The 13145-nt window shown below is 67.3% G+C and carries 14 protein-coding genes and 2 tRNA genes; 8 read left to right on the plus strand and 8 right to left on the minus strand.

Annotation, left to right across the window (positions count from 1 at the left end):
* Positions 1–72: 72 nt before the first annotated feature.
* The 3 genes from BHE97_RS20535 to BHE97_RS01010 form a co-directional block, all read right to left on the minus strand.
* A complete protein-coding gene (locus BHE97_RS20535; protein ID WP_236757466.1) occupies positions 73–204 on the minus strand; it encodes a putative transporter small subunit in 132 nt (43 codons plus the stop codon).
* Positions 204–1883, minus strand: a complete 1680-nt coding sequence (locus BHE97_RS01005; RefSeq protein ID WP_087622146.1) for a sodium:proline symporter — start codon at positions 1881–1883, stop codon at positions 204–206. Before BHE97_RS01005 ends, BHE97_RS20535 begins: the two co-directional genes overlap by 1 nt.
* Before the next feature lie 525 nt (positions 1884–2408).
* On the minus strand, positions 2409–3173 hold the full coding sequence (locus BHE97_RS01010; RefSeq protein WP_087622147.1) for an SDR family NAD(P)-dependent oxidoreductase: 765 nt from the start codon (positions 3171–3173) through the stop codon (positions 2409–2411).
* Between the two features lie 101 nt (positions 3174–3274).
* Here BHE97_RS01010 and BHE97_RS01015 point away from each other — a divergent pair, with 101 nt between their 5' ends.
* Positions 3275–4141: a helix-turn-helix transcriptional regulator gene (locus tag BHE97_RS01015; protein WP_087622148.1), complete on the plus strand. Its 867-nt coding sequence runs from the start codon at positions 3275–3277 to the stop codon at positions 4139–4141.
* Positions 4142–4147: 6 nt separating this feature from the next.
* On the plus strand, positions 4148–4714 hold the full coding sequence (locus tag BHE97_RS01020; RefSeq protein WP_087622149.1) for a putative immunity protein: 567 nt from the start codon (positions 4148–4150) through the stop codon (positions 4712–4714).
* Here the strand turns inward: BHE97_RS01020 and BHE97_RS01025 are convergent.
* Positions 4647–5240 carry an alpha/beta hydrolase gene (locus BHE97_RS01025; protein WP_087622187.1) on the minus strand — a complete coding sequence of 198 codons (594 nt, stop codon included), beginning with the start codon at positions 5238–5240 and terminating at the stop codon, positions 4647–4649. The genes BHE97_RS01020 and BHE97_RS01025 overlap by 68 nt on opposite strands.
* Before the next feature lie 61 nt (positions 5241–5301).
* Here BHE97_RS01025 and BHE97_RS01030 point away from each other — a divergent pair, with 61 nt between their 5' ends.
* On the plus strand, positions 5302–5652 hold the full coding sequence (locus BHE97_RS01030) for a MerR family transcriptional regulator (protein WP_087622150.1): 351 nt from the start codon (positions 5302–5304) through the stop codon (positions 5650–5652).
* Between the two features lie 11 nt (positions 5653–5663).
* Here the strand turns inward: BHE97_RS01030 and BHE97_RS01035 are convergent, their stop codons facing one another.
* Positions 5664–6506: an HNH endonuclease signature motif containing protein gene (locus BHE97_RS01035; protein WP_087622151.1), complete on the minus strand. Its 843-nt coding sequence runs from the start codon at positions 6504–6506 to the stop codon at positions 5664–5666.
* A gap of 458 nt (positions 6507–6964) precedes the next feature.
* Between BHE97_RS01035 and BHE97_RS01040 the strand changes: the two genes are divergently transcribed.
* Positions 6965–7168, plus strand: a complete 204-nt coding sequence (locus tag BHE97_RS01040; RefSeq protein ID WP_087622152.1) for a hypothetical protein — start codon at positions 6965–6967, stop codon at positions 7166–7168.
* Between the two features lie 150 nt (positions 7169–7318).
* Here BHE97_RS01040 and BHE97_RS01045 read toward each other — a convergent pair.
* Together BHE97_RS01045 and orn are read right to left on the minus strand one after the other, a co-directional pair.
* Positions 7319–7394: transfer RNA gene (locus BHE97_RS01045), tRNA-His, on the minus strand.
* A gap of 56 nt (positions 7395–7450) precedes the next feature.
* Positions 7451–8068, minus strand: a complete 618-nt coding sequence (gene orn, locus BHE97_RS01050; RefSeq protein ID WP_087622153.1) for an oligoribonuclease — start codon at positions 8066–8068, stop codon at positions 7451–7453.
* Between the two features lie 86 nt (positions 8069–8154).
* Between orn and BHE97_RS01055 the strand changes: the two genes are divergently transcribed.
* Together BHE97_RS01055 and BHE97_RS01060 are read left to right on the plus strand one after the other, a co-directional pair.
* Positions 8155–8913: a thioredoxin domain-containing protein gene (locus tag BHE97_RS01055; RefSeq protein ID WP_087622154.1), complete on the plus strand. Its 759-nt coding sequence runs from the start codon at positions 8155–8157 to the stop codon at positions 8911–8913.
* An 85-nt stretch (positions 8914–8998) separates the two neighbouring features.
* Entirely contained in the window at positions 8999–10162 is a 1164-nt protein-coding gene (locus tag BHE97_RS01060) for a glycoside hydrolase family 3 N-terminal domain-containing protein (RefSeq protein WP_236757467.1), read from the plus strand.
* A gap of 112 nt (positions 10163–10274) precedes the next feature.
* Here the strand turns inward: BHE97_RS01060 and BHE97_RS01065 are convergent.
* Positions 10275–10348: transfer RNA gene (locus tag BHE97_RS01065), tRNA-Arg, on the minus strand.
* A 158-nt stretch (positions 10349–10506) separates the two neighbouring features.
* Between BHE97_RS01065 and BHE97_RS01070 the strand changes: the two genes are divergently transcribed.
* Both BHE97_RS01070 and ahcY read left to right on the plus strand, forming a co-directional pair.
* Positions 10507–11676: a PrsW family intramembrane metalloprotease gene (locus tag BHE97_RS01070; protein ID WP_087622155.1), complete on the plus strand. Its 1170-nt coding sequence runs from the start codon at positions 10507–10509 to the stop codon at positions 11674–11676.
* Positions 11677–11714: 38 nt separating this feature from the next.
* The gene (gene ahcY, locus BHE97_RS01075) at positions 11715–13145 is read left to right on the plus strand and encodes an adenosylhomocysteinase (RefSeq protein WP_087622156.1); all 1431 of its coding nucleotides are present in this window, start codon (positions 11715–11717) and stop codon (positions 13143–13145) included.

A 13145-nucleotide genomic window follows, 5' to 3' on the forward strand; every position in this document is an offset into this window, starting at 1 on the left:
GGAGACGAGGCGGCGAACCGCCGGCCGATACTCGCGTCGGCCGACGGCTCGCCGCCGTCAGGTGCCAGAGAGTCAGATGAGGTCCTGACCGGAGCGTCGCGCCTCGCGCCATTCGGCGAAGAACGCGCGCCCGATCACTCCCATCACGATGAGCACCACCAGGGGCCAGACGAGGACATAGACGGTGAGTGCGAGCGTGGTCATCACGCCTCCTTCGCAGGTTCGGGGGTGGGGTCGCGACGAGGATCGTCATCATCGAAGTCGCCGGTGCGCTGACGGATCAGCGCGAAGTCGAAGCGTTCGGTCTGCCCGACCGACATCGCCCAGCAGACCACCGTGCTGACGGCGTACGCGACCAGCGAGGCGCTGAGTGTCGCGTAGTCGTGCAGGAAGCCGATGACGAACGGTGCGGACACCAGCGCGGCGACCACGCCGACGATCTTCCCGACCCGGATCCCGAAGAAACCGAAGGCCATCAGGCCGAGCACCACGCCGATGCCGATGACCGAAAGGATGTCGACGATCAAGCCGATCCCGCCGGACATGGGGATCCACCCGAAGCGCACCGGGAGGAACAGGGCGAGTGCGGCGACCACGGCGGTGGTGAAGGCCTTGTTGGTGACCTTGTCCCAGTAGAAGCTCGCGAGCACCGGGAACACCAGCGCACCCCACAGTGCTCCGACGAAGACCAGCAGATCGAGGATGTTCAGCTGCAGGCTCGCGAAGGCGACTGCCGCCGCGGTGGCGACGACCATCGTGATGCGCCCGACGAGCAGCATCGTCTTCGGATTCGCCTTCCCCTTGCCGGCGATGTTCTGGCCGTAGACGTCGGCCATCATGATCGACGACAGCGCGGCGAGATCGGAGTCCGCCGTGGAGGACAGCGCGCCGATGATCATGATGAAGAAGACGGCCAGCAGGATCGCCGGCAGGTAGGTCGCGGCCATCTCGGGGATGAGATTGTTGATGTCGCCGTCGGTGGGTTCGAAGCCGAGGTAGAGGGCGAGCACACCGAGCATGCCGACGCCGATGACCATCGCGCCGTAGCCGATGGTGGCGGTGATGAACGTCGGCTTGATGAGGTCCTCGCGCACGGCGAACAGGCGTTGCGCGATGGTCTGATTGCCGATCGCATAGGCGAGCACGGCGGCGATATAGGGAGCTCCCTGGCCGAGGAAGGCGTCGCTGGAGAAGAAGTTGCCCTGCTGGGGAGTCAGATTCGCGGCGCCGCTCTCGAAGACCGCGGGGAATCCGGCGGCGAAGAAGATGACGGGCACGATGATGGCGACGGCACCGAGCATCGCCATCACCTGGACGAAGTCGGTGAGCACGGAGGCGCGGAAGCCCGACCAGAGCGAGTACAGCAGCACACCGCCGGCGACCGCGATCACACCCTGGATGAAGGTGAAGGGGGAGAGCATCGCGATGAGCACACCGCCCGCGATGAAGTTCGACATCAGGCTGATGACGCTGCCGACGACATTGGAGCCCGCGAGCATGAGCTGGCTCGAGCGGCCGTGCCGGGCGTGCATGACCTCGGCCAGGGTGTGGGCCTTCGGCGCGACCGAGCGGATCCGCTTGCCGAAGGGGTAGATGAACAGGATCATCAGGGCGCCCCACAGGCCGTAGTGGATGGGCCCGGAGATGCCGTACGTGTAACCCGAGGCCGCCGATGCGTACATCGACGAGGCCCAGATCCACGTGGCGGTCATGCTGGCCGCGGAGATCCCGAAGCCGATCTTGTTGCCGGCGGTCATATAGCCGTCGGCATTCTCCTGCTTCTTGCCGATGCGGGTCGAGATGTAGAACGTTCCCCCGTAGAAGAACACCAGCAATCCAACGATGATCACGGCGCTGAACTGCACCGAGTCGAGGTCATTCACGCGCCACCTCCTTATGCGACGAAGTCATGGAATCCGCACGGACACCGACATGCGTGCTCACCGGTGCCGTGCTGTGCACGTCCGGCCACGCGGGGGCGCCTCCGCGGGCTCTCAGATGTCGACGCGCCGATGCCCTCGGTCGATGGACCACATCCCCTCGTTCCTTCGCGTCACCGCCGCGTCGATCACCGGCCCGTGGGCAGGCCGGAGCGGGGCATGTGTGCATGCCCTCGATCGATCAGCCGGACGTGGGCGGCAGCATCGGCGCCCATCGTCCGGGGCCCGGGCTCGACGGCGCCGAGGAAGCGCGGAGCGGGCCGAGGTGCGCGTCATGGCGAGTCTCCTCGCTCGGCGCGTCCCGACGGTGCTGCGGGCCTGTGCCCGCAGACGGTCCATGACATTAACACAGTCGCTCGGGAGTTCTTCATGGTGTGGTGAGGCGCGTGTCCCCACGCCTCGGCCAACTCGCGGCGTGACAATGGACCGAAGCCCGTCCAGCGCACCGCCGGAGCGCCGCGTCGCGCATCACCCACCGTGCGGGTCGCGGTGATTGAGGGCGGCGACCACGTCGTCGTAGTCGCCGCGGGCCTCGCCATAGCGCAGGAACTTCACATTCTCGACCTGGATCTCGCGCGCCTCCGGCTGAGCATCGAGCAGCGCCATGACCTCGTCCGTGAAGTCGTCGAGGGGCATGGCGAACTCGTTCTCGCTGTGGCCGGGCATCAGATCGGTGCGGACCGCGGGCGGGACGAGTTCGACGACTCGGACCGTCGTGTCCGCGAGCTGCAGACGCAGCGACTCGCTGAGCTGGTGGACCGCCGCCTTGGTGGCGTTATAGGTCGGTGTGGCCCGCAGGGGTGCGAAGGCGAGGCCGGAGGAGACGGTCATGATCGTCGCCGCCGGCCGGGTGCGAAGGTGCTCGATGAAGGCACCGATGAGACGGATGGTGCCGAGCAGATTCGTCGTGACGGTCTCCTCGGCGGTGGTCATGAACCCTTCCGGGGTGGTCCAGTCCTCCACGCGCATGACTCCGGCCATCGTGACGAGGACGTTCAGTCCCGGGTGCGCACCGAGCACCTGCACCGCAGCGCGCTGGATGTCAGCCGGATCGGTGACGTCGACCTCGACCGCATGGAGATGCGGGTGGGCCGCGATGATCTCGTCGAGCTTTCCCCTGCGCCGGCCGCCGATGATGACGGTATTGCCCTTCTCCTGCAGTCGCAGCGCGAGGGCGAGCCCGATACCGCTGGTGGCGCCGGGGATGAAGACGGTATTTCCTGAGATGTCCATGCCTGAAGTCTTCGCCCTGCAGCGCGGTCGTTCCAGGGACCGTTCTGAGGGGGATCACCGGTCCCTGGTTGCCGACGGGACCCCGGGGCGATACTGCTGGGGTGGACCGTGATGCCCTCGCCGACTTCCTCCTGCGGCGCCGTGCCGCCCTCCAACCCGCCGATGTCGGTCTGAGCGCGGGTCCGCGGCGGCGGACGGCCGGATTGCGGCGCGAGGAGGTGGCGCAGCTGGCGGCGATGTCGACCGACTACTACACGCGGCTGGAGCAGCGGCGTGGTCCCCAGCCGAGCACGCAGATGCTCGCCTCGGTCGCGCGGGCCCTCCGCCTGACGGCGGATGAACGGGATTACCTGTACCGGGTCGCGGGCCACGATGCCCCCGATCGAGCCGCGCGGACCGATCACATCGCGCCAGGCCTGCTGCGGGTGCTCGACCGGTTGACGGACACGCCGGCGTTGATTCTCTCGGCCCTCGGCGAGACCCTCGTCCAGAACGGGCCGGCGCGGGCCTTGTTCGGTGACGTGAGCCGGCTGACCGGGATGGAACGCAGCAACATCTACCGCTGGTTCGTCTATCCCGACCAGGAACGCCAGCGGTATCCCGCACCTGACCGCGACCGGCAGAGTCGCGCTCAGGTGGCATCGCTGCGAGTGGCTTATGGGCGGCTCGGGCCCGCATCACGAGCTGGAGAACTGGTGAGGGAGCTGAGCCGCCGCAGTGAGGAGTTCGCCCGGTTGTGGGACGAGCATGAGGTCAGGCGCCGTTTCGACGATCACAAGGTGTTGGTCCATCCCGAGCTGGGGGACATCGAGGTGGACTGTCAGGCCCTTTTCACCGAGGACGAGTCGCAGGTGCTGCTCGTCCTTACCGCGGCACCGCGCACCGAGGCCGCGAGCAAGCTCGAACTGCTCGCGGTGCTCGGCACCCAGGACCTCGTCGCGGGGGCTAGGGGTCGGTCCGTGGGATGATGCGGGATGTCCTCCGCTCAGACCCTCGACGATGCCGACCGACGGACCGTCGCGCGGTGGGCGGCCGCATGTGCCGAGCGTGTCCTACCGCTGTTCACCGCCGAGATCCCCGATGATGAGCGAATCCCCGAGGCGATCGCCCGCACCCGCGCCTACGCCCTCGGCGAGAGCACCGCCGCCGAGGAGATCCGCCAACGCATGATCGCCGTGAAGGCCGCCGGTGCCGCGACCTCCGCGGCTGGCGCGGCGGCCGCCCGAGCGGCGGCGCAGGCGTCCGCGGTCGCGCACATGGGTGCCCACGCACTGGGTGCGGCGGCCTATGCCGCCAAGGCTGTCTCCCTTGCCTCACCCGAGGGGCCCGACGCCGTCCGGAATGAGGTCCGCTGGCAGCTCGACCAGCTGACGGATGCCGAGCGGACGGCGCTGCGGCAGCTGCCCGCGGTGGGCCAGTCCTCGGGCGGCCCGCTCGGGCCCGGCCTGCTGACCAGCGGCGTCCTCGGCGATGTCATCCGGGAGATCCAGGCGGACATCGGCTGCTCGTGGCGGCGTCGTAGGCGGAGGGGAGTGCGCTGATCCCGTCGGTGGCGAGAAAGTGTCCTGCGCCGGGGACGATCTGTGCGGGGACGCCGAGCAGTCCGGCCAGGCGGTCGGTCAGCGCGGGTGGCACGAGGGGATCGTCATCGGACCGGATGACGACGAGGCGATCGATGTGGTCGTCGAGATCGGTGAGGTTCAGTCTGTCGCCGATGAACTCGTCGAGTTCGGGCAGTGCCGGCAGTCGGTCGACGAAGCCTGCAACGAGCACCAGGGTGTTCAGGTGCCAGGCGGCGGAGAGAGAGTGTAGGTACCGCAGTGTCGCGAGGCAACCGAGGCTGTGGGCGACGACGGTCGTCTGCTTGTCGGGGACTCCCAGGGTCTCGCCGATGGTTCGCCCCCAGCGGTGAGGATCAGGGTCGAGGGGGTCGGGGAGCGCAGGGATCGTCGTCGTGATGCCGTCCTCGCGGAGCCGGTCGGCGAGCCAGCCGAACCAGTGATCATCGGGGGTGGCGCCGTAGCCGTGGAAGATGACGGCGCGCTGGCGCGTTGTCTCTGAGGTCATGTACACGGGACGGTAGGGGTTCACGCTGGCGTGAAGGTCAAGCCGAGCGGAGGAGCGGACCATGCGGATCGGCGAACTCGCCGCGTTGACGGGAGTGAGTGCACGAGCACTGCGCCACTATGAGGACTGTGGGCTGTTGCTTCCGGCTCGCACCAGCGGCGGCTACCGTGACTATGCCGATGAGGACGTGACCCGCGTGGCGCAGATCACCGCGATGATCGCGGCGGGAGTGGGAACCGCGACGATCAAATGTTATCTCGACTGCGTCCGAGTGGGGGAGCACGGCGCGTCCCTGAAGATGTGCCCGGACCTCCGCGCCGAGCTCGACTTGCTGGGGCGTCGTCTCGATGCGAGACAGGCCGAGCTCCAGGAGACACAACAGCGGTTGAACGAGCTCACGTCCGCCCGCTGACGCGCTTCGGTTCAGCTGGCGTGGGCGAGGTGCCGGCGTCGTCGGTGGTGTGGGTGGCTTGCGGGCAGGGTCCGGTGGTGTCGGTCGGTGAATTCGTGGGTGACCGGGTCGATGACCAGACTCCCGGCATGCACGTGTCGGTGGCATCGGGGACATAAGCCGATCAGATTCGCGAGGTCCGTCGTGCCGCCGTGGGACCACCAGATCACGTGATGGATGTGGACGACGGGTGCCCGACATCCCGGGGAGGCGCATTGGTGTCCCTGCCGGGCCAGGACCGCGGCGCGTTGTCGTGGTGTGGCGAGTCGACTCGATCTGCCGACGTCGAGGATTCCGGTTTTGCCTGCGGTGGCGATGGGGGTGAGGTCGGCTTCGCAGAGCATCTCCTGCAGCTGCCGTGTCCCGATGTTCCCGAATCCGATGAGTTCGCCGGTCCCGGCATCATCCATCAGAGTGCTCGCGTCGACGGTGAGGGTCAGGTGCGGGCGGACGCCCTTGTCCCCGGGCAGGCCATTGCTCAGCACCGAGTCCAAGAGTCGCTCGAGGCCGTCAACGCGGCGTTGCGCGCCCGTGCGCGGATCCTCCGCACCGGCAGGTGCGGAGAGAGACTGCAAGAGCGTGTTGAGCTTGGCGCCGGTGGTCGAGTTAACGAACCCGTTGATGTGCCAGCCGTCGAGGACGGGGTTGACCTGAATATCCTCACGCGCCATCCCATCGATCCACGCCTGATCGAGTTCATCGGGATAGACAGCGTCACGAAGAGTCCGGACCACCTGCCGCAGAGCCGAGGGTTCATTCGTGACGGCCACGTCGAGGAGTTGAGGCAGCAGGTCGCGTGTGCGAGGGACCGACATGGGTCACTGCGTAGGACAGGTGTTTGACGTGTTCCAACGACATCTTGACTGCTTCGGCGAGCTCGGCGGCCTCGGGGATCTGTTTCAGCCTCGTGGTCGAGGGTCTCGGACATCTCGGTCACGAGCTGGGCCTTGGCGGCATCGATCGCATTGCTCGCCTCTTCGAGCGCCCGCAGAGCATTCGTACTCGAAGGGAATGCATCCAGCAGTGCTGCGGTGTCCCGTAGCCGCTGCGCCAGATCCCCCGAACTCATACCCCCATCCTATCGAACACATGTTCGAGAGGGTGGAATGACACGCCCGTGGTCGTGTCATGTCTCGGAAGAGCTCAGTGAAGCATCGGGGACGATGAGCGGTCAGAAACCAGTAGAAACACGGGGTGATAGTTCTTCCAGGTGGTGAAGATGAGCTCGCCGTGGTCACCGTGATCACCCTAGCCATGCAGCAAGGAGACACCAATGAAGTCGAAGTCCGTGGGAGTGCTCGCACCGCTCGTCGTCATCGGCGGGCTGTCGTTCGCGGGAGGGACCGTGACATCCGCTGCCGCGCCGTCGACGTCGACGGGAGGCGCGACGGTCCAGGCGGCGATCTACAGCTGCGGCCCCAGCTGCTACACCGACGATCCGACCTGGAAGCCGGGCAAGAAGCGCTCCCAGTACTGACCCGCTCGGCGCGAAGGCGGCTTCAGAGCCTTCCGGCCGTCTCAACCGGTGACCCCGTCAGCATGACGCTGGCGGGGTCATCTCGTACGGACTCCCCGGACTGGCCGGGAAAGTAATGAACCCCAGCGTTGGAACGCTGGGGTTCACATCTGGGGTGGACGACGGGACTTGAACCCGCGACCACCGGCACCACAAGCCGGGGCTCTACCAACTGAGCTACGCCCACCATCGCTGCCTGCGCCAGGGGCGTGAACAGCGAGAGTAATCCTAGCGCAGAGTGCCTCAGGCGGTCGCGGAGGGGGTGGACTTCCCGGTGATCTCCGCGGCGATGGCGCGAGCCGACTCTGAGTCGATGCCCGGGGGAGGGGTGAAGACCGCGCGGCGGTAGTAGCGCAGCTCCTCGATGCTCTCGCGGATGTCGGCCAGAGCGCGATGATTGCCGCCCTTCTCGGGTGCGGCGAAATAGGCCCGCGGGAACCAGTGGCGTGCCAGCTCCTTGATGCTCGACACGTCGACGACGCGGTAATGCAGATGCTCCTCCAACTCGTGCATGTCGCGCGCGATGAAGCCACGGTCCGTGCCGATCGAATTGCCGGCCAGGGGTGCCTTGCGAGGCTCGGGGACGTGCTCGCGCACGTACTCCAAAAGCCGCTCCTCCGCCTCGCGCAATGAGATGCCCGCATCGAGCTCGGTCAGCAGGCCCGACGCGGTGTGCATCTGCGTGACGATCTCGTTCATCTGCTCCAGCGCCTCCTGCGGCGGCTTGATGACCAGATCGACGCCCTCGCCGAGCACCTCGAGGTCGTAGTCGGTCACCAGCGCCGCCACCTCGATGAGAGCGTCGTGCTCCAGCGACAGGCCGGTCATCTCACAGTCGATCCACACCAGTCTTTCGTTCACCCGGACACCTTACGTCGGATGATCATCCGATCTGCTCGGACCGACTCGCTAGGCTTTCGGCGGACTTGTCGACTGAGGAGCCGAGAGTGACGAACGACCGCAAGAACCGGGCCGCACGTGCCGAACAGATGCGCAAGGAGCGCGAGAAGGCCGAACGCCGTCAGCGCAACATCATCTCCGTGGCGATCGTCGCCGTGGTCGTGGTGCTCGTCGGCATCGGCGGCTGGGCCATCATGAACGAGCGCGACAAGAACGAGCGCCAGACCGAGGTCGTCCAGCCGGCCAACACCACCGACGACTACGGCATCGTCTATCAGCCCGCGGACGGCTCCGAGCCCGCCGAGGACGCGCCGGTCGTGCAACTGTACGAGGACTTCCTCTGCCCCGCCTGCGGACAGTTCGAGGCCGCCAACGGACAGCAGATCCGCGAGCTCGCCGACAGCGGTGAGATCCAGCTCGTCTACCAGCCCTACTCCTTCCTCGACCAGATGGGCGGCAGCACCAACGAGTACTCGCTGCGCGCGACCAATATCGCCATGTGCGTGCTCGACGAGGGTGGCCCCGAGGCCTTCAGCACGGCCCACGACGTGCTGTTCGCTAACCAGCCCTCCGAGGGTGGCGCCGGCCCCTCAGATGCCGAGATCACCGGGTGGCTCGAGGACGCTGGCGTGACCGTCGACGAGTCCTGTGTCCGCACGCAGAACTTCGGGGAGTGGGTCAAGGAGGCGCAGTCCTTCGGTCAGTCCGAGAAGGGTGTCACCGGCACGCCGACGATTCTCATCGACGGTGAACCCCTCGAGGACCGCAGCATGGCGGGCATCCTCGCCGCCATCGGCAACGACTGAGCGCACGCGCTGCCCGCATCACGACGGCGCCCCGGCTGCGAAAGCCGGGGCGCCGTCGTGTGTCCTGATGACGTGAGGCTCTGGCATGCTCGATGGCATGGGGATGCGCAGGTTCGTGGCAGCACTCGCCGTGCCGCTGGTGACCGTCGCGCCCCTCGCGGCCTGCGACCCCGGCTCTTCCTCCGAGCCGGACGGCGAGCCGACTCCCAGCAGCGCCCCCGAATCGTGTGGCGAGGACTACCTGGAGGATCTGGACGATCGCGACCGTCTCGCACAGCTGCTGATGGTCGGCGTCAGGGGGAGTGAGGACGCGATCACGGTGGTCCGCGAGCACCACATCGGCGGTGTCTTCATCGGCGGCTGGACGGATGTCTCCTTCCTCGACGACGGCCCGATCGGCGCTATGCAGGCGGCCAGCCGGATCCCGGTCATGGTCGCCATCGACGAGGAGGGCGGCCGTGTCTCTCGGGTCGCCGGACTGTTCGGTGCCATCCCGTCGGCTCGCGAGAGTGCACGCACGATGTCTCCGCACGAGGTGCGAGCGCTCGGGCGCGAGCGCGGCGAACAGCTGGCGGGTCTCGGGATCACGGTCGACTTCGCGCCGGTCGTGGACGTCTCCGAGCAGCCGGACGGGGGAGTGATCGGCGATCGCTCCTATAGCGACGACCCGCAGACAGTCACCGAGTACGCCACCGCCTTCGCCGCGGGCCTGGACGAGGCAGGTGTGCTGCCGGTGATCAAGCACTTTCCCGGGCACGGCCGGGCCAGCGGCGACTCGCACAGCGGACTCGCCACCACACCGCCGCTGGAGTCCCTGCGCGAGGACGAGTTCCTTCCCTACGAGCAGATGATCGGCACCCTGCCGCTCGGTGTGATGACCGGGCACCTCGAGGTCCCCGGCCTGACCCCCGCGGGAGAGCCCGCGAGCCTCAGCCCCCAGGTCATCGACGTGCTCCGCTCGGGCGACGGCGGGCGATGGGCCGGGCACGACGGTGTCGTCTTCACCGATGATCTGAGCGGCATGAAGGCGATCACGGACCGACATCCGGTGCCGGAGGCCGTCGAACTCGCCCTCGCCGCAGGCAATGACATCGCCCTCTGGCTGACTACCGACGAGGTGCCCGAGGTGCTCGACCATCTGCAGGCCGCCCTGAACTCCGGAGATCTCGATGCCGAGCAGATCAACCGCTCGGTGTTACGCGTCGCGGAGGCCAAAGGACTGCTCGACTGCGATCCGAGCAGCCCCTGATCTTGGTTCCCCGCCTCTCCGAGCGTCCCGCGAGTGGTGCAGATTCGCCCTCGAATCGAGGTATCGACGACGAACATGCGCCACTCGCGGGCGAGATGGCACCACTCAGAAGCGCCCCCGGCAGGATTCGAACCTGCGACCGTCGGATTAGAAGGCCGATGCTCTATCCAGCTGAGCTACGGAGGCCGGGCGTCAACAGATTACGCGGTCGGCGAGGAGATCGGAGGCACGAGGCCCAGATCGATGGCCGCCGAGTATCTGCGTGCGCGGTCGCCATGACAGCCACCCATGCGCATCCCCCGTCCACGAAGTGAGGGACGGGGTGCTCATCTAGGCTTGCGGGCGTGACCGTGTACACGCCGCCGGCTCCGCCGCGTTCGCGCTATCGACCTCAGCGTGGACGGCTCGTCCTGGTGGTGCTCACCTGGATCACCGCTGTGCTCGGGGCCGTGGCGGCGGTGTTCTTCGCCGCCCAGGCCGGGGACGTCCCGGGAGCCACCCTCGCCATCGTCTTCGCCCTGCTCCCGCTTCCGCTCGTGCTGTGGGCGTACTGGTGGCTGGATCGGGTCGAACCCGAGCCCTTCCGTTACAAGGGCGCCGCCTTCGTCTGGGGCGCCGTCGTCGCGGTCGCCATCTCGCTGGCGTTGGAGTCCGCCGCGTCGATCTGGTTGGACGTCTCCGATGAGGTGCTCACCGCCGTCGTCGCCCCCGTCGTCGAGGAGAGCGCCAAGGGTCTGTTCCTCGTGCTCACCCTGCTGCGTGCGCGCCGGATCATCGACGGCGTGCTCGACGGTCTGATCGTCTCCGGTCTCGTCGCGATCGGATTCGCCGCCGTCGAGAACATCGGATACTACGCCATCAGCTATCTCGGCATCGGCGACGGTCCGCAGCAGCTCGCCGGCCCGGGCGGCGCCACCGCTACCTTCGTCGTACGCGGGCTCTTCAGCCCCTTCGCGCATCCGCTGTTCACCTCCGCGATCGGGATCGCGATGGGTCTCGCCGTCGGCCGCCGCAGTCGCGCCGTCCGCATCCTGCTCATGGTCGGCGGTCTGCTGGCCAGCATCGCGCTCCACGCGCTGTGGAACGGATCGTTGGTGATCGGCGGCGGTGTCGGCTTCCTGCTCGTCTACCTCGTGCTCGCCGCGCTGTTGGTGGGCCTCGGGGTCCTGGCCATCGTACTGCGCCAAGGTCAGCTGGCGACGCTTTGGAAGTCGCTCTCCTATGCCGCGTCCCATCGAGGCTGGCTGCACCCGGCCGAGGTTCCCTTCCTGGTCAGCTTCAGCCGTCGCCGCGCCGCTCGCACCTATGCCAAGATCCATCGCGGCAAGCGCGGCGCGCAGGCCGTCGGCGAGTACCAGCGGCTCGCGACGCGTCTCGGCTTCCTGCACGATCAGGTGATGCGGGGCAAGGCTCCAGCTGACGGTGTCGACCGCGTCTACGCGGTGCTCGACGCGATGGACGCGATCCGCCCCCAGGTACTGCTTCCTCCGGCGCTGCCGCCGGGTATGCGCTGATTGTCCTTCTGTGGGGGTCCCTCGTTACGATGGCCATCATGGATTACCGCGTCGCAGACCTGTCACTGGCCGATTACGGCCGCGCTGAGATCACCCTCGCCGAGAACGAGATGCCGGGCCTCATGGCCATGCGCGAGCGGTACGGTGCGAGCAAGCCGCTGGCCGGTGCGCGGATCGCTGGATCGCTGCACATGACGATCCAGACCGCGGTGCTCATCGAGACCCTCGTCGAGCTCGGCGCCGAGGTGCGCTGGGCGAGCTGCAATATCTTCTCCACGCAGGACCACGCCGCCGCGGCCGTCGTCGTCGGCAAGGACGGCACCCCCGAGAACCCGCAGGGCGTCCCGGTCTTCGCCTGGAAGGGCGAGACCCTCGCCGAGTACTGGGACCTCGCCGAGCAGATCCTGGTCTGGCCCGGCGATGAGCTGCCCAACATGATCCTCGACGACGGCGGCGACGCCACGCTCCTGCTGCACAAGGGCGTCGAGTTCGAGAAGGCCGGCGCCGTCCCGTCGCCCGACACCACGGACAATGCGGAGTTCAAGGAGGTCCTGCGGGTCCTCGGCCGCGCCCTCGAGAACGATCCGGGCCGCTGGACCAAGATCGCCGAGAGCGTCCAGGGCGTCACGGAGGAGACCACCACCGGTGTGCTGCGCCTGTACGAGCGTTTCCGCGAGGGTACGCTGCTCTTCCCGGCCATCAACGTCAACGACTCGGTCACCAAGTCCAAGTTCGACAACAAGTACGGCTGCCGCCATTCGCTCATCGACGGCATCAACCGCGCCACCGATGTCCTCATCGGCGGCAAGGTCGCCGTGGTCTGCGGCTACGGCGATGTCGGCAAGGGTTGCGCGGAGTCGCTGCGCGGCCAGGGTGCCCGCGTCATCGTCACCGAGATCGATCCGATCTGCGCGCTGCAGGCCGCGATGGACGGTTACCAGGTTGCGCGTCTCGAGTCGGTCGTCGAGACCGCCGACATCTTCATCACCACGACGGGCAACTTCGACGTCATCCGCGTCGAGCACTTCGAGAAGATGAAGCACCAGGCGATCGTCGGCAATATCGGCCACTTCGATAACGAGATCGACATGGCCGGCCTGGAGAAGGTCGATGGCATCGTCAAGACCGAGATCAAGCCCCAGGTCCACACGTGGACCTTCCCCGACGGCCGCGCGATCATCGTGCTGTCCGAGGGCCGTCTGCTGAACCTCGGCAACGCGACGGGCCACCCGTCCTTCGTCATGAGCAACTCCTTCACCAACCAGGTGTTGGCGCAGATCGAGCTGTTCACCAAGGCCGATCAGTACGAGTTGGGCGTGCACGTGCTGCCCAAGCACCTCGACGAGGAGGTCGCCCGCCTGCACCTCGCCGCCCTCGGGGTCGAGCTCACCGAGCTGAGCAAGGAGCAGGCCGAGTACCTCGGCGTCGATGTGGCGGGTCCGTACAAGTCGGACCACTACCGCTACTGA

It is taken from the genome of Aeromicrobium sp. PE09-221 (assembly GCF_002174305.1).
GTDB lineage: Bacteria > Actinomycetota > Actinomycetes > Propionibacteriales > Nocardioidaceae > Aeromicrobium.

Bases quoted from the DNA above. Each gene is read 5' to 3' on its own strand.
- BHE97_RS20535 (WP_236757466.1), bottom strand. From the start codon at position 204: ATGACCACGCTCGCACTCACCGTCTATGTCCTCGTCTGGCCCCTGGTG.
- BHE97_RS01010 (WP_087622147.1), bottom strand. From the start codon at position 3,173: ATGGACATCTCAGGAAATACCGTCTTCATCCCCGGCGCCACCAGCGGT.
- BHE97_RS01020 (WP_087622149.1), top strand. From the start codon at position 4,148: ATGTCCTCCGCTCAGACCCTCGACGATGCCGACCGACGGACCGTCGCG.
- BHE97_RS01025 (WP_087622187.1), bottom strand. From the start codon at position 5,240: ATGACCTCAGAGACAACGCGCCAGCGCGCCGTCATCTTCCACGGCTAC.
- BHE97_RS01030 (WP_087622150.1), top strand. From the start codon at position 5,302: ATGCGGATCGGCGAACTCGCCGCGTTGACGGGAGTGAGTGCACGAGCA.
- BHE97_RS01035 (WP_087622151.1), bottom strand. From the start codon at position 6,506: ATGTCGGTCCCTCGCACACGCGACCTGCTGCCTCAACTCCTCGACGTG.
- BHE97_RS01040 (WP_087622152.1), top strand. From the start codon at position 6,965: ATGAAGTCGAAGTCCGTGGGAGTGCTCGCACCGCTCGTCGTCATCGGC.
- BHE97_RS01060 (WP_236757467.1), top strand. From the start codon at position 8,999: ATGCTCGATGGCATGGGGATGCGCAGGTTCGTGGCAGCACTCGCCGTG.
- ahcY (WP_087622156.1), top strand. From the start codon at position 11,715: ATGGATTACCGCGTCGCAGACCTGTCACTGGCCGATTACGGCCGCGCT.